Annotated in this window: 27 protein-coding genes; 20 read left to right on the top strand and 7 right to left on the bottom strand. The window is 30.4% G+C overall.

Annotation, left to right across the window (positions count from 1 at the left end):
• The first annotated feature begins 59 nt into the window (after positions 1-59).
• The 13 genes from glmM to AEBR_RS01540 all read left to right on the top strand — a co-directional run bounded on the left by glmM (position 60) and on the right by AEBR_RS01540 (position 13,621).
• Positions 60-1,394, top strand: coding sequence for a phosphoglucosamine mutase (gene glmM / locus AEBR_RS01480; RefSeq protein WP_129086151.1), 1,335 nt, complete (start codon positions 60-62; stop codon positions 1,392-1,394).
• On the top strand, positions 1,391-1,852 hold the full coding sequence (lspA, locus tag AEBR_RS01485) for a signal peptidase II (protein WP_129086152.1): 462 nt from the start codon (positions 1,391-1,393) through the stop codon (positions 1,850-1,852). The genes glmM and lspA overlap by 4 nt, the downstream gene beginning before the upstream one ends.
• Positions 1,853-1,914: 62 nt before the next feature.
• A complete protein-coding gene (gene leuC, locus AEBR_RS01490) occupies positions 1,915-3,195 on the top strand; it encodes a 3-isopropylmalate dehydratase large subunit (protein ID WP_129086153.1) in 1,281 nt (426 codons plus the stop codon).
• 1 nt (position 3,196) lies between these two features.
• On the top strand, positions 3,197-3,772 hold the full coding sequence (gene mobA, locus AEBR_RS01495) for a molybdenum cofactor guanylyltransferase MobA (protein ID WP_129086154.1): 576 nt from the start codon (positions 3,197-3,199) through the stop codon (positions 3,770-3,772).
• A gap of 93 nt (positions 3,773-3,865) precedes the next feature.
• On the top strand, positions 3,866-5,350 hold the full coding sequence (locus AEBR_RS01500) for an NAD(P)/FAD-dependent oxidoreductase (protein WP_129086155.1): 1,485 nt from the start codon (positions 3,866-3,868) through the stop codon (positions 5,348-5,350).
• 15 nt (positions 5,351-5,365) lie between these two features.
• Entirely contained in the window at positions 5,366-5,941 is a 576-nt protein-coding gene (locus tag AEBR_RS01505) for a Tll0287-like domain-containing protein (RefSeq protein ID WP_129086156.1), read from the top strand.
• Positions 5,942-5,960: 19 nt separating this feature from the next.
• Positions 5,961-6,614, top strand: coding sequence for a c-type cytochrome (locus AEBR_RS01510; protein ID WP_129086157.1), 654 nt, complete (start codon positions 5,961-5,963; stop codon positions 6,612-6,614).
• Positions 6,615-6,661: 47 nt separating this feature from the next.
• Complete coding sequence (locus AEBR_RS01515) at positions 6,662-6,889, top strand: hypothetical protein (RefSeq protein ID WP_128981329.1); 228 nt, start codon at positions 6,662-6,664, stop codon at positions 6,887-6,889.
• Between the two features lie 46 nt (positions 6,890-6,935).
• On the top strand, positions 6,936-8,072 hold the full coding sequence (locus AEBR_RS01520) for a cytochrome b/b6 domain-containing protein (RefSeq protein WP_129086158.1): 1,137 nt from the start codon (positions 6,936-6,938) through the stop codon (positions 8,070-8,072).
• A gap of 139 nt (positions 8,073-8,211) precedes the next feature.
• The gene (locus tag AEBR_RS01525; protein ID WP_129086159.1) at positions 8,212-10,659 is read left to right on the top strand and encodes a molybdopterin-containing oxidoreductase family protein; all 2,448 of its coding nucleotides are present in this window, start codon (positions 8,212-8,214) and stop codon (positions 10,657-10,659) included.
• Between the two features lie 2 nt (positions 10,660-10,661).
• Positions 10,662-11,225, top strand: a complete 564-nt coding sequence (locus tag AEBR_RS01530; protein WP_128981323.1) for a 4Fe-4S dicluster domain-containing protein — start codon at positions 10,662-10,664, stop codon at positions 11,223-11,225.
• A 10-nt stretch (positions 11,226-11,235) separates the two neighbouring features.
• Positions 11,236-12,417 carry an NrfD/PsrC family molybdoenzyme membrane anchor subunit gene (gene nrfD / locus AEBR_RS01535; protein WP_129086160.1) on the top strand — a complete coding sequence of 394 codons (1,182 nt, stop codon included), beginning with the start codon at positions 11,236-11,238 and terminating at the stop codon, positions 12,415-12,417.
• A gap of 13 nt (positions 12,418-12,430) precedes the next feature.
• A complete protein-coding gene (locus tag AEBR_RS01540) occupies positions 12,431-13,621 on the top strand; it encodes a rhodanese-like domain-containing protein (RefSeq protein ID WP_164969435.1) in 1,191 nt (396 codons plus the stop codon).
• Positions 13,622-13,747: 126 nt separating this feature from the next.
• On the opposite strand, the gene AEBR_RS01545 is transcribed toward AEBR_RS01540, so the two are convergent.
• From AEBR_RS01545 to thrS, 5 genes are all read right to left on the bottom strand, one after another.
• Positions 13,748-14,824 (bottom strand): hypothetical protein, encoded by a 1,077-nt coding sequence (locus AEBR_RS01545; protein WP_129086162.1) that lies wholly within the window; start codon positions 14,822-14,824, stop codon positions 13,748-13,750.
• A 481-nt stretch (positions 14,825-15,305) separates the two neighbouring features.
• Positions 15,306-15,665 carry a 50S ribosomal protein L20 gene (rplT, locus tag AEBR_RS01550; protein WP_128981317.1) on the bottom strand — a complete coding sequence of 120 codons (360 nt, stop codon included), beginning with the start codon at positions 15,663-15,665 and terminating at the stop codon, positions 15,306-15,308.
• 100 nt (positions 15,666-15,765) lie between these two features.
• Complete coding sequence (gene rpmI / locus AEBR_RS01555) at positions 15,766-15,960, bottom strand: 50S ribosomal protein L35 (RefSeq protein ID WP_128981315.1); 195 nt, start codon at positions 15,958-15,960, stop codon at positions 15,766-15,768.
• 140 nt (positions 15,961-16,100) lie between these two features.
• Entirely contained in the window at positions 16,101-16,592 is a 492-nt protein-coding gene (infC, locus tag AEBR_RS01560) for a translation initiation factor IF-3 (RefSeq protein WP_129086246.1), read from the bottom strand.
• A 29-nt stretch (positions 16,593-16,621) separates the two neighbouring features.
• A complete protein-coding gene (thrS, locus tag AEBR_RS01565) occupies positions 16,622-18,430 on the bottom strand; it encodes a threonine--tRNA ligase (protein ID WP_129086163.1) in 1,809 nt (602 codons plus the stop codon).
• Between the two features lie 112 nt (positions 18,431-18,542).
• Between thrS and AEBR_RS01570 the strand changes: the two genes are divergently transcribed.
• The gene (locus AEBR_RS01570) at positions 18,543-19,058 is read left to right on the top strand and encodes a hypothetical protein (RefSeq protein WP_128981311.1); all 516 of its coding nucleotides are present in this window, start codon (positions 18,543-18,545) and stop codon (positions 19,056-19,058) included.
• Positions 19,059-19,082: 24 nt separating this feature from the next.
• Here the strand turns inward: AEBR_RS01570 and AEBR_RS01575 are convergent, their stop codons facing one another.
• Positions 19,083-20,687 (bottom strand): DUF3373 family protein, encoded by a 1,605-nt coding sequence (locus AEBR_RS01575; protein ID WP_129086164.1) that lies wholly within the window; start codon positions 20,685-20,687, stop codon positions 19,083-19,085.
• A 220-nt stretch (positions 20,688-20,907) separates the two neighbouring features.
• Positions 20,908-21,231, bottom strand: a complete 324-nt coding sequence (locus AEBR_RS01580; protein WP_129086165.1) for a cytochrome C — start codon at positions 21,229-21,231, stop codon at positions 20,908-20,910.
• A gap of 88 nt (positions 21,232-21,319) precedes the next feature.
• Here AEBR_RS01580 and AEBR_RS01585 point away from each other — a divergent pair, with 88 nt between their 5' ends.
• The 6 genes from AEBR_RS01585 (at position 21,320) to AEBR_RS01610 (ending at position 25,796) form a co-directional block, all read left to right on the top strand.
• A complete protein-coding gene (locus tag AEBR_RS01585) occupies positions 21,320-22,648 on the top strand; it encodes an NFACT RNA binding domain-containing protein (protein WP_129086166.1) in 1,329 nt (442 codons plus the stop codon).
• A 63-nt stretch (positions 22,649-22,711) separates the two neighbouring features.
• The gene (locus AEBR_RS01590; protein WP_129086167.1) at positions 22,712-23,470 is read left to right on the top strand and encodes a phosphatidate cytidylyltransferase; all 759 of its coding nucleotides are present in this window, start codon (positions 22,712-22,714) and stop codon (positions 23,468-23,470) included.
• Positions 23,467-24,534: a 1-deoxy-D-xylulose-5-phosphate reductoisomerase gene (gene dxr / locus AEBR_RS01595; RefSeq protein WP_129086168.1), complete on the top strand. Its 1,068-nt coding sequence runs from the start codon at positions 23,467-23,469 to the stop codon at positions 24,532-24,534. Before AEBR_RS01590 ends, dxr begins: the two co-directional genes overlap by 4 nt.
• A complete protein-coding gene (locus tag AEBR_RS01600) occupies positions 24,524-24,799 on the top strand; it encodes a hypothetical protein (protein ID WP_128981297.1) in 276 nt (91 codons plus the stop codon). The genes dxr and AEBR_RS01600 overlap by 11 nt, the downstream gene beginning before the upstream one ends.
• On the top strand, positions 24,799-25,230 hold the full coding sequence (locus AEBR_RS01605) for an Lcl C-terminal domain-containing protein (protein ID WP_129086169.1): 432 nt from the start codon (positions 24,799-24,801) through the stop codon (positions 25,228-25,230). The genes AEBR_RS01600 and AEBR_RS01605 overlap by 1 nt, the downstream gene beginning before the upstream one ends.
• Positions 25,231-25,238: 8 nt before the next feature.
• Positions 25,239-25,796 (top strand): RBBP9/YdeN family alpha/beta hydrolase, encoded by a 558-nt coding sequence (locus tag AEBR_RS01610; protein ID WP_129086170.1) that lies wholly within the window; start codon positions 25,239-25,241, stop codon positions 25,794-25,796.
• Positions 25,797-25,878: the final 82 nt, after the last annotated feature.

Consider the following 25,878-nt stretch of genomic DNA (forward strand, 5'->3'; position numbering starts at 1 on the left):
TAACTTTAAAGTTAGTTTAAAATAAGCTTAGTTTAATAAAAAACAGGAAGAGTCAACAGATGAAACTATTTGGAACTGATGGTGTAAGAGGTAAAGCAGGGGAGTATCTTGATGCAATTACCGTATTAAAGCTGGCAAAAGCAGCTGGAATATATTTTAAAAAATATTCAACTACAAAGAAGATTTTAGTTGGAAAAGATACAAGAAGAAGTGGATATATGATAGAAAATGCACTTGTAAGTGGACTTACTTCAGTTGGATACAATGTTATTCAAATTGGACCAATGCCAACTCCAGCAATTGCATATTTGACTGAATCTATGAGATGTGATGCAGGAATTATGATTTCTGCTTCTCATAATCCTTTTGAAGATAATGGAATTAAATTTTTTAACAATCATGGAGATAAACTAGGAATTGAGAGTGAAGCTGAGATTGAAAAAATATTTCACAATGACGATTTACTTCAAGCAGAAGAAGCAACAGGGAGAAATATAGGCTCTTCAAAAAGAATTGATGATGTTATAGGAAGATATATTGTTTCAATTAAAAGTTCATTTCCCCATGATTTAGCGCTAAATGGGATAAGAGTTGTTCTTGATTGTGCAAATGGAGCAGCTTATAAAGTTGCACCTACAATTTTAGATGAATTGGGTGCTGATGTAATCACTGTAAATAACAAACCAAACGGTTACAACATAAATGAGAGTTGTGGTGCACTTCATCCAGAAGAGGTTTGTAATTTAGTTAAAGAGTATAGAGCTGACATTGGTATAGCTTTAGATGGTGATGCTGATAGACTTGTTGTTGTTGATGAAGAGGGAGAAGTTGTTGATGGAGATAAACTTCTAGGAGCTTTGGCACTATTTTTGAAAAATGAGAAGATGCTAAAAGGTGATGCTTGTGTAGCAACAGTAATGTCAAACAAAGCCCTTGAAGATTTTTTGGCAATCCATAAAATAGGTCTAATAAGAGCTAATGTTGGAGATAAATATGTTTTAGATGAGATGAAGAAAAATGGTGTAAATTTTGGTGGTGAACAAAGTGGACATATTATTTTTTCTGATGTTGCAAAAACAGGTGATGGTTTAGCTTCAGCTCTACAAGTTTTAGCACTTATTTTAAGAAGTGGGAAAAAAGCAAGTGAAGTGTTGAACCCTTTTGAACTTTATCCTCAAAAATTGGTTAATGTTAAAGTATTAGAGAAAAAACCATTAAATGAGATTGATGGCTTAGAAGATATTTTAAAAGGTATTAGAGAAAAAGGTATTAGAGAGTTAATTAGATACTCAGGAACTGAAAATAAAATTAGACTTCTTTTAGAGGGTAAAGATAAAAAAGAGGTTGAAAAGTCTATGAAAGAGTTAGAGTCTTTCATTAAAAAAGTTTTATGATAGATAAATTTAAAATAGCTTGTTCTATTTTTATTGCATTATTAATAGTTGACCAAGTTATAAAATTTGGCTTTGCACACTTTGGTTGGGGTGTGCAAGGTCCTATTATCTCTTTACAACTTGCATATAATTATGGAGTAGCATTCTCAATGTTCTCTTTTTTGGCTGAATATTTAAAATATATTCAGTTAACTCTTGTGATTATTGGAAGCTTTTATTTATATAAAAATCAATATCTTTTTAAAGAGTACTATCTTGCAATTGCACTTTTATATGCAGGAGGCTTGTCAAATATTCTAGATAGGTTTACATATGGTGCAGTGGTGGATTATGTATATTGGCACTATATGTTTGAGTTTGCAATATTTAACTTAGCTGATGTGTTAATAGATTTAGCTGTTGCTTTAATAATATATAAGCAATTTAGGAATTCAAAAAAGAGTCAAGAGACTCTTTAGCTTTGGTAGTTAATGGAAATTTAGCTATAATCCACAAAAAATAAAATTAAAGCGAGTGATTAATGGGTCAAACTATTACAGAAAAAATATTTAGTGAACACGTAGGAAAAGAGGTTTACGCTGGAGAAATAGTTAGAAGTCCAATTGATATGGTAATTGGTAATGATATTACAACTCCTATTTCAATTAAAGCGTTTGAAGATGGTGGCTTTGAAAAATTAGCTAATCCTGATGGATTTGCAATTGTTCTTGATCACTTTATTCCTGCAAAAGATATAGCAAGTGCAAATCAAGCAAAAATCTCTAGAGATTTTGCATTAAAACATAACTTGAAAAACTATTTTGATGAAAAAGATATGGGTATAGAACATGCACTTTTACCTGAAAAAGGTTTAGTTTTACCAGGAGATGTTATTATTGGGGCAGATTCACATACCTGTACACATGGAGCTCTAGGAGCATTTTCTACAGGAATGGGAAGTACAGATATCTCTTTTGGAATGATTACTGGTGGAAACTGGTTTAAAGTTCCAGAATCAATTAAAGTTGTCTTTAAAGGAAAACCAGCACCATTTGTAACAGGAAAAGATTTAATTTTAGAAATTATTAGAATCCTAGGTGTTGATGGAGCATTATATAAAGCTTTAGAGTTTACAGGTGATACTATTCAATACCTATCAATGGATGATAGATTCTCTTTATGTAATATGGCTATTGAAGCTGGAGCAAAAAATGGTATTGTTGCATACGATGAAACTACAAAAGAGTTCTTAGATAAAGTATCTGCTACAAATGGTGGATTAAGAGCTGAACCTAAAATTCATTATAGTGATGAAGATGCAAACTACTGTCAAATTATTGAAATAGATGTTGCAAAACTTGAACCAGTAATTGCATATCCATTTTTACCATCAAATGGACACTCTGTTTCACAAGCAGTAAGTGATAATATTAAAGTTGACCAAGTATTTATTGGAAGCTGTACAAATGGTAGATTAAGTGATTTTAAAATGGCAGCTGAGATTTTAAAAGATAAAAAAGTGGCACGACATGTAAGACTAATCTTAACTCCTGGAACACAAAAAATCCTAAGAGAAGCAACAAAGCTTGGATATATTGATACTTTAGTTGATGCAGGTGCTGTTGTATCAAATCCAACTTGTGGAGCATGTTTAGGTGGATATATGGGGATTTTAGGAGATAATGAAGTTTGTATCTCTACAACTAATAGAAATTTTGTAGGAAGAATGGGATCAAGAAGCTCTAAAATTTACCTTGCAAATAGTGCAGTTGCAGCAGCAAGTGCAATCTCAGGATATATTACAGATCCAAAAAGTCTTTAAGATGGAAACTCCATATTTTGAAATACCTTGTGTAATTCTATGTGGAGGTAAAAGCTCACGAATGGGAGAAGACAAAGCTCTTCTTCCTTTTTCAAACTATCCAACACTTTCACAATTTCAATATGAAAGATTAAAACCATTTTTTAAAGAGATATATCTTTCATCAAAAACTGATAAATTTAATTTTGAAAAAAATTTAATTTTAGATAAAGAAAATATACATTCACCTATGGTTGCCCTTAAAAATATTTTTGAAACTCTTAAAAATGAAGATAAGATATTTATAATTACAGTTGATACTCCTTTTGTTAAAATAGAAACAATAGAAAAAATAATTAATAATTCACAAGAATATAGTATAACTGTGGCGAAAACAGAAAAAACTCATAATTTGTGTGGTCTTTTTCATAAATCTTGCTTATCATTTATAAATAAGATGCTTGAAGAGGATATTCATAAGGTAGGTTTCCTTTTGAAAAATTCTGCAACAAAAGAGCTTCAATTCGAGGATGAAGACGAGTTTTTAAATATGAATAATAAAGACGAGTATTTAAAAGCAAAATCAATTATAAGCTGAAGTAATAATTATAATTAATCAATTCAGCAACTATTAAGTTTTCTATTATCTTATTTTCGATAATCTATCAAAAACAATTTCAAAGGACGCTATATGGCAAATAATGATGAGCTTAAAAAAGCTTTAGAATTATTAGATTCAGAGTTAAAAAAGAAAGGAATTTCAAGAAGAGATGCCTTTAAACTAGCTGGACTTGGTTCAGCATCATTTTTAATGGGTAATACAACTGAAGCTGAAGCTGCAACAGTGGCAAAAGCAAGTGAAGCAAAAGGAAAAATTGTAATCGTTGGTGGAGGTTTGGCAGGTATTGCAACAGCAGCTAAATTAACACATGATTTATCTAATCCTGATATTACAATTATTGAACCAAATCCTGTTTCAGTATCATACCAACCAGGACAAACTTTAGTTGCTGGTGGAGTTTGGGAAAAATCTGATATTGTTTATAATACAAAAGATTTTGTACCAAGTGGTGTAAAAATGATAAAAGATAAAGTTGTAGAGTTTAATCCTGAAGCTAATAAAGTATTAACTCAAGGGGGAGAGACTATTTCTTATGATTATTTAATTGTTGCAACAGGTCTAGTTTTAGATTATGGTGAAATTAAAGGACTAGAAGGGGTAGGTCATTCATCAGAAGCAAATGAAGAGGTATCTAAAAAAGTAGGTAAAAATGGTTTACATTCAATCTACTATGCTGATGGAGCAGTAAACACTTGGAAGGGTATCCAAGAGCTGATTTCAGAAGCAAAAACAGGGAAAAAATTAAAAGCACTATATACACACCCAAATACTCCAATCAAATGTGGTGGGGCTCCAAAGAAAATTATGTATCTAACAGAAGCAAGACTTAGAGAAGCTGGAGTAAGAGACAATGTAGATATGTGGTTCTATCCTAATGGAGGAACAATGTTTGGTGTTCCTGAGTATCATGAAGCGATTGTAAAACAGTTTGAAGCAAGAAATATGCACTGGGAATATAAAAACAATTTAGTTGAAGTTGATACTGAGAAAAAAATTGCAACTTTTGAAAAAAGATGGTTTGAAAAAGGTGCATGGGATCCAGATATTGAAGATTATGAAATGGTTCCAATGAGTGAAAAAATAGAAAGAGAGTATGACTTTATGCATGTTACTCCTCCTATGAGAGCTCCTGATGCGGTTAAAAATTCTAGTTTAGCTTGGCAAAAAGGAAGTGCTGCAAAAGGTGGATGGGTTGAATTAAATAAAGAGACTCTTCAACATACAAGATATCCAAATGTATTTGGTATAGGTGATGTTGCTGGTATTCCAATGGGGAAAACCGGTGGTAGTGCAAGAAAACAGTATAAAGTATTAGTTGAAAACTTAATATCTGCAATGGAGGGTAAAGATTTAACTTCTAAATATGCTGGATATACAGTTTGTCCACTAATTACTGATTTAGGTAAAGTAATGCTTGCTGAGTTTGACTGGTCTAAAAAACCAACTCCATCATTCCCTCTTGATCCTACTCAAGAGAGATATATTTGGTGGCTATTAAAAGTTTATTTACTTAAACCAATGACAGTATATGGAATGCTTTCTGGTAGAGCGTAAGAAGGTATTGTTAAAATGATATTTAAAAACAGTCTTATATTTTTATTATCAATGCTATTTGTGCAAAATATATATGCTCAAGAAGTAACTTTGATAGAAGCAAAAGAGCTTGCATATAAAGTTACAAAAGAGTTTGAATCTAGACTTAAAAGAGAGCTAAAAGAGGCGAAAAAAGTAAATGATACAAAAGGTATGACAGATTATTGTATTAATGAATCAAAAAAAGTTTTAGAAGAGATTAATAGTAAGTATGGTCCTAAAGTTTCTATTAAAAGAGTTAGTTTAAATAATAGAAATGAAAAAGCAAAACCAGAGAATAATGAAATAAATATCTTAAAAGCTTTTGATTTAATACAAAAATCAGATGCCTACGAGCCTGAGCAGATAGTACAAGTTATAAACGATAATACTTATAAAATCTATTCTCCAATTGAGATGAATAGTAGAGACTGTAAAAAATGTCATGGTTTAGATAGTAAAGTTGATAAAGAGTCAAAGAGAAGATTCTCTGAAGTTTATAAAAATGATAGAGGATACGGACACAAGAGTGGAGATATAAGAGGTGCGGTTGTAATAACCATCTCTAGGTAAAAAATAGAAAAGGATATTTATGCAAGTAAAAAAAGCAGTTTTAATAAGTTTCATTGTTTCTGTTATGGCTGTGGCAGCAAATGCAGAAGATTATACTAATGCAGAAATTTATACTAAAATGTGTTCAAAATGTCATGGATTAAGTGCAGAGGGGAACCCAGAAAAAAAGGGACCTGCATTAAATGACCAAACTGCACATGAGCTTGAGATTAGTCTATACGATTTAAAAAGTGGTGGATTAAATCAATCTTCTGGTACAGAGCATGAGATTATGGAACACAATATGAAGAAAATCATTGAAAAGGGTATGAATTATGAGCCTAAATCAATGTCAGAATATATTTTCTTTAAATTTAATCCAAACGCAAAATACTATAAAAAAGTTTCAGAGTCTAAATATACTGTTTCTGAAATATATGGAAAAATGTGTTCAAAATGTCATGGAATAGATGCAGAGGGAAATCCTAAGAAAAAAGGACCTGCACTTAATAAAATGACAGCTCATGAGATTGAATCTGAATTATTAGAGATTCAAAGAGGAAGCGTAACACAATCTTCAGGAACTGACCATGAAGTAATGGAACACAACCAAGAGAAGATTGAAGACAAAGGTATGAGATATAGCCCAGATGAAATGGCTAAATATATAGAGACAAATTTCTATAAAAAATAGTATGAAAGAGTAAGGCTTTTCCTTACTCTAAATAGTTAGGACGAATTTTGATTAATTTAAAAAAAGAGTTGATAATCTTTTTTTCACTATTAGTGATTGTATCTATTGGAATACATTTCGATGCTTGGATAAACCATCCAATGGAACATATGGAGTCACTGTTTTCTCACTCTATGGCATATCATCCTTTCCTTTATGTTTTTTTGATATATCTAGTAATAGGATTTTTTAGAGTTATTATTAATTTAATAAAAAAATTGTTTAAGAGAAAATAGTTTTTAAAAATATATTTAAATGAATGAATAGTCATATAGGTTAGCTATGGAACAAATTCAAAATAAAACTTACGTCTGGTCTTTTCTAGGACGAATAAGTCACTGGCTTTTAGTAGTATCTTTCTTTAGCTGCTTTGTAACTTCTTTTTATGAAAATATGTTAACACTACATATTAGCTTAGGTATAGTTGTTTTTGGTATGCTTCTTATGAAAATTGTATGGGGCTTAATTGGTCCAAAATATGCAAGATGGAGCGATTTTCGTTTTGCATTAAAGGATTTAAAATTTTATTTTATACAAAAAATAAAAGATAGATATAGACAAATACAGCCAGGACATAATCCTGCTTCTTCATGGTTCGCTTTTTTAGTTACATGGTTTGGGATAGTATGTTGTATTAGTGGGTTTGTATTATATGGAATTCAAGAGGGAAATGGATTACTCTCTTTTCTTAATGATAAATATATCTCTTATGCAAATGGTCTTGATAATATACATATTTTTTTAGCTTATTTACTCTTAATAATGATAGCTACACATATAACAGGCGTGTTAATAGAACAGTTTTACCATAAAACAAATATGGTAATGGCAATGATAAGCGGCTACAAAAGAGCAAAGGGTGAAGATATAACTACAACCTTTAGAATGAAACTTTTAGGAAGTCTATATATCTTGCTAACGCTTGTAGTGGCATATTATACTTATTTAGTTCCAGAAAATATTTTTACTAAGAGTAAATTCCAACCAGTCGATTATAAAGCTTTAGATGCAGATTTCCATTTTGAGTGTTCAGATTGTCATAATCTATTCCCTCCATATCTTTTACCTTCTGCCTCATGGAAAAAAATGTTTAAAGATCAACATGAACACTATGGAGAAGATTTAGAGTTAGATGAATCCCTTGTCAAAAAAATTGAGAACTTTATGGTTACTAGATCAGCAGAGTTTTCAACACAAGAATCTGCTTATGAAATAAATAAAGAGTTAAAAAATAGTAGTGAGTATACTATAACAAAAACTAATTATTGGAAAATAATTCATAAAGATATTAAAAAAGATATTTTTGAAAATAATATAGTTGAAAGAAAATCAAATTGTGTTGCATGTCATAAAGATTTTGAAAAGGGAATAATTTATGACATAAATATTACATATCCTCAAAATGTAACCAAAAATTAATTAATTTTACTTATAATACTGTGTAAAAATAAAAAAAACTTATAAAAATGTATGAATAATCATTCATAATAAGATTTTTTTATCAAAAAATATGTTAATATTAGTACTAAATAATAAGTAAAAATTAAGAGGAGAAGAGATGCAAGTTGAGATTTCAAGAAGAAAATTTCTTCAAGGTACTGTTGCACTATCTGTAGTTGCAGCATCAACTTCAGCACTGTCAAATGCAAAAACAGATGAGGGTAAAAAAGTTTATGGGACAACAAAAACTTCATCAAATGCAAATGATATAAAGATTATTCCCACACTATGTGAAATGTGTGTAAATAAATGTGCTGCATATGCAAGAGTTGAAAACAATGTGGTTACCAAATTAGACCCAAATCCACATTTTCCTAAATCACAAAATATGTTATGTGCAAGAGGAAATGCAGGAATCCAAGCATTATATGATCCAGATAGAATTAAATATCCACTTATTAGAGTAGGAAAAAGAGGGGATGGAAAGTATAAAAGAGTTACTTGGGATGAAGCATATACATATATATCTGAAAAATTAACAAAAATATTAGATGAAGAGAAAGATAATAGATCTTGTATTGGTTATTGTGCAGGTGAAGGAATGGCTGAACACACTTTTAAAACTTTTATGTTTGATAAATTTGGTTCAACAAACTTTATAAATCACTCATCAATTTGTCTACAAACTACAGTTTCTGGTTATGCACTTACAATAGGTGGTTATGGACAAGCAGATTTAGAGAATGCTGATTATGTGATAATGGCTGGGGCAAATAGAGCTGAAGCAATTGTAACTCCTGATACTATGGAACTTTTTAAAAGAACTAAAGGAAGAGGTGCAAAACTTGTTGTAATTGATCCTAGATTTACAAATACAGCTGCCCATGCAGATGAATGGGTTGCAATTGAAGTGGGAACTGATTTGGCTTTAGTTCTTGCAATGACTCATGTGGTAATAACAGAAGAGTTATATAACAAAAAGTTTGTTTCACTAAATTTCAATGGATTTGAAGAGTACAAACAACATATACTAAGTAATAACTATACTCCCCAATGGGCAGAAAAAATAACTGGTGTGAAAGTTGCTCAAATTAAAAAAATGGCAAGAGATTTTATGCACTATGCACCAAAATCAATCTACTATCAAGGAAGAAGATCAGCTTGGAGTAAACAAGATTTCCAATTAAGAAGAGCACAAGCAATCTTTACAGCACTTGGTGGAGGAATTGATAAAGAAGGAGGTATTGTTTTTGGTAAAACTCTTCCTTTAGGAACTCATAAAGTAAATGCTCCAATGTATGCAAATGCACAAAGTAGAATTGAAAAAAATGAAGCTGCAATAATAGGTGGAGCAGGTTCTTGGATAGCTTGGAGAAATATGATAGTTGAAGGAAGAACTCCATATCCAATTAGAGGAATGTTTATCTATAAACAAAATCCTATGTTAAGTGTTCCAAATGTTGCAAAAACTAGAGAAATGTTTGAAAAAATGGATTTAGTTGTTGCAATTGATACAATGCCAAGTGATTCTGCAATTATGGCTGATGTAATTTTACCAGAGTGTACATACTTAGAGAGAGAAGATCCCGTAAAATCATTTGGTGGGGCTCAACCCTCTATTGCTCTTAGACAAGCTGCTGTAAAACCTCTTTGGGAAACAAAACCAGTAATTGAAATTGTGCAGGGTCTATCTAAAAAACTTTCAAAACCTTTATGGGAAATTACAAAAAAATATGATGAAGATGTTCAAGATGAGATTGAAGGGATGTCTGAAGATGAGGTTGAAGAGTTTTATAAAAAAAGTGGTTTTGATTTAGCAGATGCCTTTGAACACTCACAAAAAGAGATTAATAGACATATGGTTGAAGAAGTTTATGGAAAAGAGGCTTGGGATACTTTAAGAGAAAAAGGTGTTTATTATCTAAATATGGACAAATACTTCAAAAAACTATCTGCAAATAGATATGAGTGGTATCCTAAAAAAAGAAGATTTTACTCAGTTGTAAGGGGTGAGTTTAAAGCTGATGTTTTCCATGATACTTGTGTAGATGAAAAAGAGATAGCAGTTTTGAAAAAAGATTTTAAAACTCCAACAGGAAAAGTTGAGTGTGTATTGGAAAACCTAGCAAGAAAAGGTGTTGATGCAATGCCAACATGGAGAGATGAGATGTTCACAGCAGTTCCTAAAGATAAGTTTAGATTTATTACAGGACGACATGCTCAATTTACACAAAATTCAACATGTAATAATGCAATGTTATTAGATTTACTTCCTGAGAATTATCTTTGGGTAAATAAAAGAGTTGCAAAAAATAGAGGTATTGAATTTGGTGATTTAGTTGAAGTAGAAAGTAGTGCAGGAAAAATCCAAATAAAAGCATATCCAACAGAAAAGATAGGGCAAAACACACTATTTTTTGTACATGGATTTGGTTCCTCTTCAGATAATTTAAGCCTTGCAAAAGGGAATGGTGCAAGTGATAATATTATTATTGAAGATGTTATAGAACCAGTATTTGGTAGTGCAGCGATGCATGAAACAATAGTAGATATTAGAAAGGTTTAATTATGGCTAGATACGCAATGGCACTAGATTATAAAAATTGTATAAATTGTAAAGCTTGTGAGACAGCCTGCAAAGAGGAAAATGGTGTCCTTTTAGGAGCACAAAACCATAGAATTTGGGTTGGTACAAAAGAGATAGAAGGGGAGTTTCCTCTTTTAAATATCTCATCTAGTAATTTTTTACCAAGCCAATGCCAACAGTGTTCAAATGCACCTTGTCAAGAGGTTTGTCCAACAAATGCTACATATTATGATGAACATGGTGTGGTAAGAGTAGATTCTGATAAATGTATTTTATGCAGTTATTGTATGACAGCTTGTCCTTATGATGCGAGATATGTTGATGATAGAACAAATACTGTTGATAAATGTAATTTCTGTTCAGATACAAGAATTGCAAGGGGTGAGATAACAACTGCATGTCAGGCAACATGTCCAACAAAAGTTAGAATCTTTGGTGATTTAGATGATCCAAATAGTGAGATATCAGAAGTTTTAAGAACAAGAGAGCACTTCTCTTTAAAATCATATTTGGGTACTGACCCTAAACTATTCTATTTAACTTAAGGAGACTATTATGAATTTTAAATCTATTATTCCAATTAAAGAGGTCTCTATAAAAGAGCTATTTAGTTTCAAGATGAGTTTTTCAAATGTAACTATGGCAATGATTACTTTAGGATTGGTTGCACTTTTTACTGCGGGGGCAATTACATATTTTATTGAAGGTCATCACGCTTATAATGTAACAAGAGAACATCCATGGGGATTGATTATTGGTATGTATGTATTTTTTGTTGTATCAAGTACAGGACTTTGTATTATGTCTTCAATTGGTCATGTATTTGGTGTAAAAGAGTTTGAGATTATAGGTAAAAGAGCAATCTTAGGAGCAATACTTACAATTTGTACAGGATTTTTAGTTATTGCACTTGAAATAGGTCATCCAGTTAGAATGGTAATCTATAATATATTAACTCCAGGATTTACTTCTGCTATTTGGTGGATGGGGACACTATATGGACTATATTTATGTTTTATTATCTTTGAATTTATATTCTTAATTAGAAATGATCATAAATGGTCAAAAATCTTTGGTCTTGGGGGATTATTAGTAGGTATTGCGGCACATAGTAATTTGGGTGCAGTATTTGGATTTTTAATAGCAAGACCGATTGCAAATGGAGTATTTTTCCCAATATACTTTATTCTTTCAGCCATGATTACAGGTTCATATTTATTATTTTTAATGTACGGGTTTAGATATAAAATGAATTTTCCCAAAGAGGTCGAAGATATGCTTGTAAAATTGGCAAAAATTTTAGGTCTTCTTTTGGCAATATTAATGTTTTTTGAAATTTGGAGAATGTTAACATCAATTTATGGAGGTGTACCAGGACGAGCAGAGATTGCAAAACATATTTTAATGAGTCCTAATTTTTTAGTAGGAGAGGTTCTTTTAGGGATGCTTATTCCTTTTATTATTATCTTAGTAAGCAAAGGTAAAAATATTAAAGGTTTAGTTTGGGCTTCAATTTTAGGTATGGTAGGTATTTTCTTTATGAGATATGATTTAGTTCACGATACACAACTAATGCCACTACAATTACTTAAAATAAGGGAGTATCAATTACCACCATCTCTAGTTGAGTATTTCCCATCATTTGCAGAAATTGCTATCTCAATTGGTGGAATTGGTGTCTGCTTATTAGTATACTATTTTGCAGAAAAGTTTTTTAATCTTGATTATGATAAATAGAAAAGGATTAGCCATGAAATTATCACTAATTACAAAGAGTCTGTTCGCAGTAACACTTTTATCGACATTGATGCTGGCAAATGAACCAGCAAACTTATCAAAACCAACAGAAAAGGTACAGTCATTAATTGATAAGTATAAATTGGAAGTAGTTGATTATAATTATGTAAAGGGAAAAATAGGAAAAGGAACAAGAGATAGTGCAAAGGTTGTTTTAATTGATGCAAGACCTGATAAAAAATATATCTCTGGTACTATTCCTAGTTCATTAAATATTCCAGATACAGAATATGAGAAATATGTAGGACAGTTAAAAGATACACCAAAAAACAAAGAGATTTTAGTTTATTGTGGTGGCTGGGCTTGCGCGAAAAGTCCAAAAGTTGCAGGACTTCTTAAAAAAGATGGTTTTACAAAGGTAAAATTATATCAAGCAGGTGAACCAGAGTGGGGGCAAAAAAGTTATTTAGAAGTTGGTACTGAAGTTGTAAAAAGTGCATTAAGTAAAAATGCAGCGGTTATAATTGATGCGCGACCTTATGCTAAATATATGCAAGAGACTATTCCAGGAAGTATCTCAATCCCCGATACTGAGTTAGAGCAATTAAAAGGTAGATTTCCAGTTAATCATATGGAAAAGATTATTACATTTTGTGGTGGATATAAATGTGCAAAATCTCATGTAGTAGCTAAAAAACTTATTTCTATGGGATACAAAAATGTAACTGTTTATGCTGCTGGATTACCAGCTTGGAAAGAAGCAGGTTTATCAACTACAAAAAGTAGTGAGACAGCTAAAAATGATAAAAAAGAGAATAAACCAGAGTTTAGTAAAAATGGTGCAAAACTTGGTTCTGATGAAGGAAGTATTGATGGAGAATGGTTATACTCATTTATAAAAGAGGATAAAGTTCCTTCATTTATTCAAATAGTTGATGTTACTTCTCCTGAAGAGTTTAATAAAGGACATATTAAAGGTGCAATCAATATAACAGCAGAGAACTATTCAGCAAAAGAGTTTATATCAAAACTTCCAAAGAATAAAACTATTGTATTTAATTGTACACAAGGTGGAAGATCTATTGATGCTTGGAATAAATTGAAAAAAGCTGGATATGATATTTCAGAGGTTTTCTATTTTGATGCAAATATTGATTGCAAAGGAAACGATTGTAAAATAAAAGTTAATGAGCCTTTAGAGTAGATTTAAAAGGAGTGTATTTTTTGCACTCCTTGATTTTTTTTGATTTTCTTTTGTGTAGAAAGGAAAAAGCTGTTTATTTCATTTAACTTTAGCTTTTAAGTATGATGTTTAAAACGAGCCTACTGTTCATTGTTTTACTAGCATCTTATTTAGAGCAGCATGGATTTTATATTTCATATTCCGTTTTTTAACGGACAATATTTTTTCTTTAGGGTATGCTCCTGTATCAGACATTCGTAATAAATCTTTTTCCGTAGGCAGTGAATATCCTGATGATTGACAGTGTTCATTCAACCAAGATTCTGTTACTTGTACAAATCTATTTAGTTGTTGACATTTGTAATGTTCATCAACTTTTCTCCACCATAAAAGAATTGATGCAGATATCCTTCTTTGTATATCATCTAAATATTCCGGTGTTGTGAGTGCGAAACTTGAAACAATATATTCGACAATGCAAAGCGTATAAAAAAGTAAGTAAGGTATACGACTATATAAATAAGACCATTGAGAAATCTTTTGTTCCCAGCCCGAGAAAATAAAATTGATATTTAACTGCTCTGTACGTATTGCTTTATGCTCTGTAAATAAATGCATCGCATGATTACATATTCCATCAAAACTATCATCATGAGCTTTATCATATCTGAGTTGTGCAATATACGAAGCATCGAAACGGGAAGACTCATTCAATATATCTAATACTTTTTGGATTCGTATTCCATGTGCATTAACACCTCCGGCATTTTGCGAACGAAGTTTTAAAGGGTCTTCCGCAAGTTTTTCTGAAAAGTCTAATTCATCTAGAACGATTGCCTCCAATAAATATAAACTTTCTTGAAGAGGTTTTCTTATGAGCATATATGAAATATTTAACTTACTTTTTCTTGAACTTTCTAAAGCTTCATATATACAATGTAACATGTCAGATAAAATCGCGGGTAAAACAGTAATTTTTAATACTTTTGCTCGATCATTAAATCGATTTTGAACTTTCAACCAAGCAAATATATCATTAGACTTTTCTAATGATTCATTGTCATCATTGTTTTCAATATCAATGGTTGTTGTAAAAAAGTTTCCTTCTTTTCCCGATTGGATTATTTGTGCCATAACATCATGAATAATAAAACTTAATTCATGAGCTATAGCAAATTCTTTGGGTAAAAAGCTGTTTTTCTTATTTTTTAACGAAGAAACCAATTTGATCCTTTATCCGTAGAAAGATAACTACTCATTAGTAATATAGTATATATAAATAATATATAAAAATACCTAATAGGAGAATATTTTTACTGTACGTCTTGACTTCTTCCGACTTTCTTTTATGAAAAAGAAAGTAGTAAAGAAATCACCCTACAAGGTTTTGAAGGCGAAGCTTTCCTCGTTTATTATATATCTCTTTTTAGTGAGTAAAAACTTGCTAAAGAGTGCATTAAAGCACTCTTCTTAACGCTTCAAACAGTTTACTCACTTGTTTCAAAAGAGATAAATAAACACTCGGCTTCAAAAATGTAGGGAGTAGGATAAGGACATTGTTTTTCTTTTATACCATTTTATTTAAACTGGTGTTGTATTAAATTTATATTATAAAGATTATGGTTTAGATGAAAGTTGATTTTTAGGCATAAAAAAAGGGATAGAGTTAAACTCTATCCCTTTTTTATTTGCAAATTTATATAAATTATGCTGTTAATGCACTTTTAGCTTTTACTACTAATGAAGAGAATGCTTGAGCATCATTCATAGCCATATCAGCTAAGATTTTTCTATCTAGTTCTATGTTAGCTAATTTTAAACCATTCATAAATCTAGAGTAGTTAATATCATTTAATCTGCAACCAGCATTAATTCTTACGATCCAAAGCTTTCTAATATCTCTTTTTTTCTGTCTTCTGTCTCTATAAGCGTATACTAATGAGTGTTCTAATTGCTCTTTAGCTTTTCTAAAATGTTTTCTTCTACCGCTATAAAAACCTCTAGCTTGTTTTAAGACTTTTTTGTGTCTTCTTCTTCTTACTACACCAGTTTTAACTCTAGGCATATTGTTTCCTTTCTTTACCGTATATTTAATAATAGGTGTCGATTTTTAATCGAACTTATCCACATCTTCTGTGGAGGGACAAAGTAATTAAAAAATTTAATTACGCGTTTAACATTGCTTTAACTCTTGATAAATCAGAGCTTGCAATAACTTGTGGATTTCTAAGATTTCTTTTTCTTTTTTGGCTTTTTTTAGTTAGAATGTGGCTTCTAAAAGCTGATCCTCTTTTGATAGAACCATTTTTTTTCACTTTAAATCTTTTTAAAGCACTACTAACTGATTTCATCTTTGGCATCGTATAAGTTCCTTTCCTATAAATTTGCATTTTCTATTATGAAAAAGTTTGTGATTTTACTTAAAAATATCTTAAATTAAGGTTAAGTATATAAGAAGGAGAGAAAGACAAAGTCCTTCTCTTTTTTTGATTCTATTTTCCTAAGATTTAGGAATGATATACATATTAACGAATCTTCCCTCTTGTTTAGGTTCTGATTCTCTTGTTCCATACTCTTCAAGCATTGGCCATACTTTTTCAAGTACTTCAACTCCTGCTTCAGGATGAGACATCTCTCTTCCTTTTAAGAATACTCTACATTTAACATGATACCCTTTTTCAAGAAACTCAATAGCATGTTTAACTTTATAGTTAATATCATTTTCAGCAATTTTTACAGAGAATTTAACCTCTTTAATTACTATAACTTTTTGGTTCTTTTTAGCCTCTTTTTTCTTTTTCTCTTGTTGGTATCTATATTTGCCATAGTCCATGATTTTTGCAACAGGAGGCTTTCCATCAGGTGCAATTAGAACTAGGTCCAATCCTAATTCATCAGCTGTAGCTTGCGCTTCACTTGTTGAAATTATTCCATAATTTGTTCCATCATCACCTAAGCATCTTACCTCTTTTACAGTGATTTCTTCATTCATAATTACATCTGACTTTTTTGAATCTTTACTCAAATTTTACTCCCTATTTTTAGTTGATTTATCATAGTTAAGAACTCTTCTTTTGTTAAATTAGATTGTTCTCTTTTTCTTCTGTCTCTTAATGCAATTGTTTGATGTTGAACTTCATCATCTCCAATAACTACAATCATAGGTACTCTTTTTTTCTCAGCCATTCTAATTCTTTTGTTTAGGCTCTCATTCATACTATAAACTTCTGAATCAATCTCTTCTTCAATAAGTTCTTTTTGAAGTTGTTTTGCATATTCAACATGAGGTTCAGCAATTGGCACAAAAATAACTTGTGTTGGAGCAATAATAAATGGAAACTCTCCTGCACAGTGTTCTGTTAAAATACCAATAAATCTCTCAAAAGAACCAAGAATTGCTCTATGAATCATCACAGGTTGTTCTTTTTCACCTTTGTCATTTATATATTCTGCTTCAAATCTACTAGGTAGATTCATATCCACTTGAACTGTACCACATTGCCATTTTCTACCAATAGCATCAAGAATCTTAATATCAATTTTTGGTCCATAGAAAGCTCCACCACCTTCATCAATACCATAATTGATACCTTTTTCATCTAATGCATCCATTATACCTTTTGTAGTCTTTTCCCAGAAAATATCATCACCAATTGCTTTTTCTGGTTTTGTTGAAACTTCAATTTCATATTTAAAATCAAATAATGTTAATAATGAATCAACAAACTCTAGTACTTCAAAAATAACCTCTTTGATTTGGTCTTGTGTACAAAAAATATGTGAATCATCTTGAGTAAATTCTCTTACTCTAAATAGACCGTGCATAGCACCACTCATTTCATGTCTATGTACAACTCCATACTCAAAAAGTTTTTTTGGTAAATCTTTATATGATACTAAGCTGTTTTTAAATATTTGAATATGACCAACACAGTTCATAGGTTTTATCCCATACTCTTGTTCATCAATTACAGTAAAATACATATTCTCTTTATAATTTTGATAGTGACCTGAAATTTTCCACATCTCTGCTTTTAATATTTCTGGACCACGTACTGGTTCATAACCTCTTACTCTATGAGCTTTATATAGAAGTTTTTCTAGTTTTCCTCTAAGTCTAGAACCGCTAGGTAGCCATAAAGGAAGACCTGCACCAATGTCATCATTAAATGCAAATAGTTCTAATTCTGTACCAAGTTTTCTATGGTCTCTTTTTTTTGCTTCTTCTAACATTGTAATATAATCATTTAACTCTTGTTTGTCAAAAAAAGCAATACCATAGATTCTTGTAATCATCTCATTTTTTTCATCACCACCAAGATAAGCTCCTGCTACTCTTGTTAGTTTAAATGCTCTAATCATTCTTGTATTTGGTACATGAGGACCTCTACATAAGTCTTCAAAATCACCTTGCTTATAAAGGGTTAATGTATTATCGGTAATATTTTTTAAAACAGCTTGTTTTAATTCGTCATGGGCAAATTTCGTCAGTATCTCTTCTCTTGTAGCTTCGTATCTTTCTATAGGTAGTTTTTTATTTGCAAGGTCTTTCATTCTCTTTTCAATTTTTGGTAAATCTTCTTCAGAGATTTTTGAATCAACTTTGAAATCATAATAGAATCCCTCTTTTACAACAGGACCTACGAAAAATTTTGCTTCAGGATACAACTCTTTGATAGCTTGTGCCATCAAGTGAGCACATGAGTGTCTTAGAATTTCTAGAGACTCAGCAGAATTATCAGCTTTAATCTCTTTTCCAGAGATGCTTAAAGCTTCAGCCGTTTGAAGATCATAAATTTGACCCTCACTTAATACACCAATTGGTTCCAATAATTTCCTTTTTATATATATTTTTTTAAAAATTCTTACATTTTATCTTATTTGCACTTAAAACTATTCGAATACTACTATTTTTTTTAATATTATTTTGTTAGAATAACTTATGATTTTAAATTTATCTAAAATAAAAACAGAAGCTCTGTTACTTTTTTGCAAAGATTTAATTGACTCTTATATTGATAAAGAAGAGCATCTTTTTAATATTGATGAAGAGCTTGATTCTTATATAAATAAGATATCTAAAGATATGTTAAAACAGATAAATATTGCTACATTACCTACAAAATATTATATTGAAAATAGAAATCATTACAGGATAAAAGCTGTATTAAATGCATACAATTTTATAAATAAAGAGCTAACAATAGAGTTAAAAAAAGGAAAAGCTTTTAACCCATCAATGTTATATTTCTCTTTTTTAGCTGTTTGGTTTAAAGAGTTAGATAAAGAGAGCAAATCAAAAGAGTATATCTATTTTACAATCTATCCATACACTAATGTATATGACAAACTTCTAATAAATATAAAAGATGAAAAATTTAAACTTTTAAATATAAAGATGCTTGAGATAGCTGAAAAAGTAGTTTATAAGTTAGATAAACTATCTTTGAAAGCTTAAGAAGAGGCTAACCTCTTCTTAATTTTAGAATCTATATCTAATATATGCTTTTATATCTTGTGCACTTTTTACTGCATCTGAAGCAGCAGCTTGAGCACTATCTATGTCATAAGGAGTACCTTCTGCACCAAAGAATGAGTTACTTCCTGTATAGTCATAATCTATATATAGATAACTTAGCCCAAACTCAAGAGCATCAGTAAGTTTTTGATTTCTATAGATTTCCCATGCATCCCCTCTTGCAGCAATTTTACTTCCTGCATAAGTATCTTCACCATAAGTCATAGATCTCCAGTATTTTGTACCATGATTCCACTCTATACCAATTCTAGCTTTATCAGGATCCAATGGACAAGGCATATTTAATCCAATCCAGAATGATTGTCCAACTTTAGAATCAGTAGTCCCTAACATACCAAGTGCAGTTGGGTGAGTAACACTCATAGCATAAGATGCAAAGAATGTTGTATCATCTAAGAAATCAGAGATTCCATCACCTATACCTTCAGCTTTAAACATAATTGTTGCTAAATCCATATCTCCAACATCATTAAATGATAATCCAGCTCTTGCATTCATCATATCTGAATAACTTGTTGCAGCTGCCATATTACTTTGGTATGTTTGTAATTGAGATCCTGTATAACCTATTAAGTTCCAAGCTCTTGCATAGTTTGTATGAACAGAGTATTGTCCATTATCCCAAGGGACAAAAATGAATCCTAACATATCAACATTATCATTTAATGTATCATCATCAGAGTAATCTGTTCCATCCATTGTAAATCTTTGTTTAGCATTAGTTAAACCTCTACCTGCACAAAGTTTAAACCACATACCTTCAATTCCTGTAACTTTATCAAGATTAAATCTTGCACTTGCCCCATCAAATTCTACATTAACTGTATGTGAAAGTGGAGATTTTCTTTTTTGATCTGCTCTTAAGTTAATTCCTAAACCATCAGTTGAAGGTCTTCTACCAACAGAAGCTGTCCAAGAAACATCTTTATTTCCCAAAAATGAGTCATTTGTATATAACCAGTAAGCCTCTTTTACTTTTACACTATTATCAGTAGCATTTTCATTTGTAACCCAGTCAAAATCTGCATATCCAGGATTTGTATTAGATTGACTATGGTTTGCAGTATCACCAAATGCTTTGTTATATGATAATGTACCATAGAAAATAGAGTTTGTATCAGCTTGATATGCCATTCCAAGCCATAATCTATTTGTCATAAGTGCATTGTTTTTAGATTTTTTTCCAGAGACATGTTTATATTGAATATTATCAACTTGTGTTCTAAAATCAACATCCCATTTTAAATTGTCTCCACCACTTTGTATTTTTGCATCGGTTGCAGTTTTCCCTATGTTGTCAACCTTTTTTTCAAGTTTCTTGAATCTTGCATCATTAACAGTTATAGAATCACTATTCATCATTTTTTCTAATGATTCTTTATTTGCTTTTGTTGTAGTTTCAGTTGCCCCTAACTTATTTTCTAGCGCTTCAATCTGAGCTTTCAAAGCTTCGATTTGTTTCATCATATCTGCTGTACTTACATTTGCAGCAAAAGATGAGGTGCCAATGGTAGCTATCGCACTTAGTGCAATAATTGTTTTTTTCATTTTTCTTCCTTGTGTTAAAGTCTAAAAGTATTATATAATCTATAAGTTTAAGCTAATATTAATAATGAATAATCATTCATTATAATAATTAGAACTTATAGTTATAATTTTTATTTGCGAATTTTTTGTTTTACTATATAAATAAGTTTAGATAATAAAAAAGGGGATAAGCAAAACTTATCCCCAAAACTTAAACTATATAGTTGTTATTATTTAATAATTAACAAGATGGTACATTACCTGAATCATTTGCATATTCATGAGAGAAATCATAAATATGAGGTAACCAAGCATCTTTAATATCACCCTCTTGAACTTTTGGACAAATTTTCATTAACTCTTCTTTAAATTTTCCATTTGAATTAATTGCTTCCCACTCAGCTTGAGAGTGTTTTGCAGCAAATTTAGCTCCATTAAAACCGCAAGCATCTTTAAACTTTTTTATAAAAAGCTTTTGACCCTTTACAGCATCTGCAGAAGCAGTAGTTGAAGCAACACCAAGAACTAGTGCGCTAGCAAGTGCAATTTTCAATAATTTAGACATTATTCTTCTCCTAATATTAATTTTGGTATTATTATAACAAATATATATAAAATAATTCTTATGTAAGATAAGATAAAGTGAATTTAAAGTGAAATATTATCTATTAAAAGAGATTGTGGCTTATATTAACGACAATGCCCAAAAAATAAAGTTTATAAAGAGAATTGAAAACAATACAATTATAATTGAATTTAATAATAAGAACTCTTTGTATTTTGATATGACGAAGGGAAAGAGTCTTATTTATAAAAAGAGAGATGAGGCAAAAGTAAAAAAAGATTTTAATGCTCCTTTTGATGTTCTTTTACAAAAAAGATTTATCAATGCGAATATTGAAAATGTTGAACTATATAATGATGACAAGATAATTAATATAAAAGTTAGTTCTTCCTCTTCATATAAAAAGTTAATTACTATACTTCAATTAGAGTTTACAGGAAAACATACAAATATAATTATTTTAGATGAAAATAGAGTTATATTAGAGGCTTTACGACATATTGATGAGTTCTCTTCAAGTAGAGTGGTAAAGGTTGGAGTGAAACTAGATGAAATTCCAAAGATAGATATTAATTTCAAAATTGAAGATATAGATGACATTGAAAAGATCCTTTATGAAACCTATGATGAGTTGGAGAAAAAGAATTTAGAGAACTATATAAATCAGAAAATCTCTAGTGTTAATAAAAAATTAAAAAAATTGGAGAACATATTAAAAGCTTTACCTAAAAAAGAGGCTTTAGAAAAAGAGTCAAAAGAGCTTTACGAAGATGCAAATTTAATTTTAAATAATTTGCATAATATAAAACCATATCAAAAGTCTTTAAAAACATACAATTATTTAGGGGAAGAGGTTGAAATTGCACTAAGTGAGCAAACTGCTGCATCTAAATACTCAAACGAACTTTTTAAAAAGGCTAAAAAGCTTAAACATAAAGCAATAAATATTGATATTGAAAAGGGAAATATTGAGGAGAAAATAGATTTTTTAAAAAGAATGATTGTTTCTTTACAAAAAGCTAATAGTATTGATGAAATAGAGTTTTTATACCCTAAAAAAGAGAAAAATCAGACAAAAACCAAAAAGAGCCAAAATTATGAGAGTTTCTTTTTTGATGGTTATAAAATTATGTTAGGAACAAGCGAAAGAGAAAATATCTATTTGTTACAAAATAGCAAAGCAAGTGATTTTTGGTTTCATTTAAAAGATAGACCCTCTTCCCATGTAATTGTGCAAAATAGCAAAAAAACAATACCCCAAGCTGTAATAGAGAAAGCAGCAACAATTTGTGCACAATTTTCTACAGATTTCTCTGGAACCTATGAGGTTGATTATACCCAAAGAAGAAATGTGAAAATACAAAATGGTGCAAATGTACTATATAATCCATATACAACAATAGTTGTTAAGATATAGAAAAATATTAAAAAAAGTTAAACTTTTGTATAATCTACAATTACAAATAAAGATAGGTTACTTATGAAAGATATTATAAAATCGAGTTCAACAAGAATTAAAACAGCTTTAGCCCTTTTTGTGGCTGCATTGATAATAGGCTATATAGATTCATTTTTTGTAATGTGGTTACTCTTTGGTGGTTTGCTTGTTATTGCAATAAATGAGTCACAAAAACTATATGATATTAAAATGGATTCTATCTACTACTATGTTGGTGCAATGTGGTTTGTTGCATATTTTTATCCAAGCCCTGAAGATTTGATTTTTGTAGTTGCAATAGTTTTAGCTTCAGTTCTAGCATATACTAAAAATTTAGACAAAAAAATATTTTTGATACTGTTTTATCCTACTGTATCTTTCCTTTTCCTTTTAACTTTATACATGGAGTATGGAGTTATGTCTCTTCTTTGGCTACTTATGATAGTTGCAGGAGCAGATGTGGGAGCATATTATGTTGGAAAATCTATTGGTAAAACAAAGTTCTGTGAAACAAGCCCAAATAAGACAATTGAAGGTGTTGCTGGTGGTTTAGTTGTTGCAACAATTTTTGGGTTAATCTTTGCTATTGATAATGTTTCAGTTTTTGGAGCAATAGTAATCTCTGTGGCAGTTGCCTTAGCTTCAGTTTTTGGAGATCTATTTGAAAGCTATTTAAAAAGAGAGGCTGGAGTTAAAGATAGTGGAGATATTCTTCCAGGACATGGAGGAATATTAGATAGAATGGATGGATATCTATTTGGCTCAGTAATAATGTTAGTAATTTTAAGAGCAGTGATGTGATTGTATTAGGAAGCACAGGTTCAATTGGAGTTAATACTCTAAATATTGCTAGAAAATTTAATCTAAATATTGAAGTATTAGTTGCAGGCAATAATATAGAACTTTTAAATAAGCAAATTGAAGAGTTTAAACCTAAAAGAGTCGTAGTAGCAAACAAAGAGAATGTTCATAAAGTAAACCACTTTAATGTAGGTTTTGCAGAGAGTGATATCTTAAAAGCAATTGAAGAGAGTGAATCTAAAACAGTTGTTAATGCATTAGTTGGTTTTTTAGGTTTAAGACCAACTTTAAAAGCAATAGAGTGCGGTAAAAAAATAGCTTTGGCAAATAAAGAGTCTTTGGTAGCTGCAGGAAAGTTTATAGACCAAAGTCAATTAAGTCCAATTGATTCAGAGCATTTTGGACTTTGGTATTTAAGACAAGAGAAAAAAATCTCATCAATGACAATTACAGCTAGTGGAGGATCTTTTAGAGATTATCCCCTTGAAAAATTAGCAAATGTTTCAATTAAAGAGGCATTAAATCATCCAAACTGGTCAATGGGAAATAAAATTACAATTGATAGTGCAACAATGACCAATAAACTATTTGAATTAGTTGAAGCAGCTTGGCTTTTTGACACTAGAAAAGTTGATGCAATAATAGAGACAAAATCACTAATTCATGCTCTTATAAATTTTGAAGATGGAAGTACAACCGCTCATATTGCAAATGCATCAATGCAACTTCCTATTGCTTATGCAATACTTGGAAAGTGTGATGAAAAGATTTTAAAACCAATTGATTTACTTGAAGTTGGCTCTTTAGAGTTTAGAAAAATTGACTCAAAAAGATATCCAATTTGGCAAATAAAAGAGGAACTCCTAAAAAATTTAGATTTAGGAGTAATTTTAAATGCTGCAAATGAGGTTGCAGTTAATAAGTTTTTAAATGGAAAAATAGGTTTCCTTGATATACCTAAGATATCTTTAGAAGCAATAGAGAAATTTAGTAGTTTAAAAGCAAAAACCATTGAGGATATTTTTGAGATTGATAAAGAAGTGAGGGCTTTTTGTGGCTATTGATTTACTAATCCCTTTTATAATTCTAATTGTACTTGTTGTATATTTGATATATACACGAAATAAATTTGAAAAAAATATTTTAGATATGTACGATAAAAAATTTGAAGAGTGGAAAACTAATAGTACATCAAATAGAGTTGAAAAGCCATGTAAAGAGTTGGTTGGATTAATTTATAAAGATGGGTATAATATAAATATAGAATTATTAGATGGAAGTGTATCTTCATCTATACAACAAGGAAAGTTTAAAATAAAGGATAAGTAATGAGATATTTACTTCTATTTTTTCTCCTCTTTGCTTTCTCTTTCTCTTTGGATTTAAAAAGAGATAGAACATTAAAAGTTGTAATTGATTCAGTAAACAAATTAATGTGGATGGATGATCCTTCTGTATTAAAAGTTAATAAATCCCATGAAGATGCTATTGATTATTGTGATGATTTGAATTTTGCAGGTTATGAAAATTGGAGGCTTCCAAAAATTGAAGAGTATGAGCTGATTGTAGATAAGAGCAATCCTCAAAGTTATATAAATAGAGCCTTTAGATATAATAAAAAAGATGGATATTGGGCAAGAAAAGCCCATTGGAGAACATTTTGGTTTTATGCAGATTATATGTACTTTGTAAGTGGTACACCATATTATGACAGTAGACATAAACTAAAATATGTAAGATGTGTAAGAGATACAAAATAAGAGGTTATATGGAAAAAAGAGTTTTGATACTGCATGGATTAGGTGGGAGTGATTATCCCCATTGGCAAGCTCATTTGGCAATTGATTTAATCAAACAAAATACACCAGTATCTTTCCCTTCTCTCCCAAATAGAGATAATCCAAGTTTACAAAAGTGGAAAGAGTCTGTAAAAAAAGAGATTGAAAATTTTAAACCAACTGTGGTAGTTTGTCACTCTTTGGCAAATATTTTATGGTTTCATCTTTGTGAAGAGTTAGATATTAACTTAGATAAACTAATGTTAGTAGCTCCTGTTAGAATAACTTGTGATATAAAAGAGATAAAAGAGTTTTTCCCTTATCCTATCCCTCAAGATTTAAAATCAAAAGAGGTGATTATGGCAGCTTCAACAAATGATCCTTATATGAATGTGGAAGAGGCAATTAGACTACAAAGTAAATTAAAAGTAGGAATGAAACTTTTAGAAGAGGCAGGACATATAAATGCAGCTTCAGGATATGGAAAACTTGATTGTGCATTAGATTGGATTAACAAAGAAGAAGAGTGTGAAGAGGAAAATCATTGATTTTAAGGATTGTCCTCGTCGTTAACACTCCTGCGGGATAAATTTCTAACAATCATTAAAATGATTGTTGAAATGTATGAAT

Source organism: Halarcobacter ebronensis (assembly GCF_013201825.1).
Classification (GTDB): Bacteria; Campylobacterota; Campylobacteria; order Campylobacterales; family Arcobacteraceae; genus Halarcobacter; species Halarcobacter ebronensis.

Bases quoted from the DNA above. Each gene is read 5' to 3' on its own strand.
- glmM (WP_129086151.1), top strand. From the start codon at position 60: ATGAAACTATTTGGAACTGATGGTGTAAGAGGTAAAGCAGGGGAGTAT.
- lspA (WP_129086152.1), top strand. From the start codon at position 1,391: ATGATAGATAAATTTAAAATAGCTTGTTCTATTTTTATTGCATTATTA.
- leuC (WP_129086153.1), top strand. From the start codon at position 1,915: ATGGGTCAAACTATTACAGAAAAAATATTTAGTGAACACGTAGGAAAA.
- mobA (WP_129086154.1), top strand. From the start codon at position 3,197: ATGGAAACTCCATATTTTGAAATACCTTGTGTAATTCTATGTGGAGGT.
- AEBR_RS01500 (WP_129086155.1), top strand. From the start codon at position 3,866: ATGGCAAATAATGATGAGCTTAAAAAAGCTTTAGAATTATTAGATTCA.
- AEBR_RS01505 (WP_129086156.1), top strand. From the start codon at position 5,366: ATGATATTTAAAAACAGTCTTATATTTTTATTATCAATGCTATTTGTG.
- AEBR_RS01510 (WP_129086157.1), top strand. From the start codon at position 5,961: ATGCAAGTAAAAAAAGCAGTTTTAATAAGTTTCATTGTTTCTGTTATG.
- AEBR_RS01520 (WP_129086158.1), top strand. From the start codon at position 6,936: ATGGAACAAATTCAAAATAAAACTTACGTCTGGTCTTTTCTAGGACGA.
- AEBR_RS01525 (WP_129086159.1), top strand. From the start codon at position 8,212: ATGCAAGTTGAGATTTCAAGAAGAAAATTTCTTCAAGGTACTGTTGCA.
- AEBR_RS01530 (WP_128981323.1), top strand. From the start codon at position 10,662: ATGGCTAGATACGCAATGGCACTAGATTATAAAAATTGTATAAATTGT.
- nrfD (WP_129086160.1), top strand. From the start codon at position 11,236: ATGAATTTTAAATCTATTATTCCAATTAAAGAGGTCTCTATAAAAGAG.
- AEBR_RS01540 (WP_164969435.1), top strand. From the start codon at position 12,431: ATGAAATTATCACTAATTACAAAGAGTCTGTTCGCAGTAACACTTTTA.
- rplT (WP_128981317.1), bottom strand. From the start codon at position 15,665: ATGCCTAGAGTTAAAACTGGTGTAGTAAGAAGAAGAAGACACAAAAAA.
- rpmI (WP_128981315.1), bottom strand. From the start codon at position 15,960: ATGCCAAAGATGAAATCAGTTAGTAGTGCTTTAAAAAGATTTAAAGTG.
- infC (WP_129086246.1), bottom strand. From the start codon at position 16,592: ATGAATGAAGAAATCACTGTAAAAGAGGTAAGATGCTTAGGTGATGAT.
- AEBR_RS01570 (WP_128981311.1), top strand. From the start codon at position 18,543: ATGATTTTAAATTTATCTAAAATAAAAACAGAAGCTCTGTTACTTTTT.
- AEBR_RS01575 (WP_129086164.1), bottom strand. From the start codon at position 20,687: ATGAAAAAAACAATTATTGCACTAAGTGCGATAGCTACCATTGGCACC.
- AEBR_RS01580 (WP_129086165.1), bottom strand. From the start codon at position 21,231: ATGTCTAAATTATTGAAAATTGCACTTGCTAGCGCACTAGTTCTTGGT.
- AEBR_RS01590 (WP_129086167.1), top strand. From the start codon at position 22,712: ATGAAAGATATTATAAAATCGAGTTCAACAAGAATTAAAACAGCTTTA.
- AEBR_RS01605 (WP_129086169.1), top strand. From the start codon at position 24,799: ATGAGATATTTACTTCTATTTTTTCTCCTCTTTGCTTTCTCTTTCTCT.
- AEBR_RS01610 (WP_129086170.1), top strand. From the start codon at position 25,239: ATGGAAAAAAGAGTTTTGATACTGCATGGATTAGGTGGGAGTGATTAT.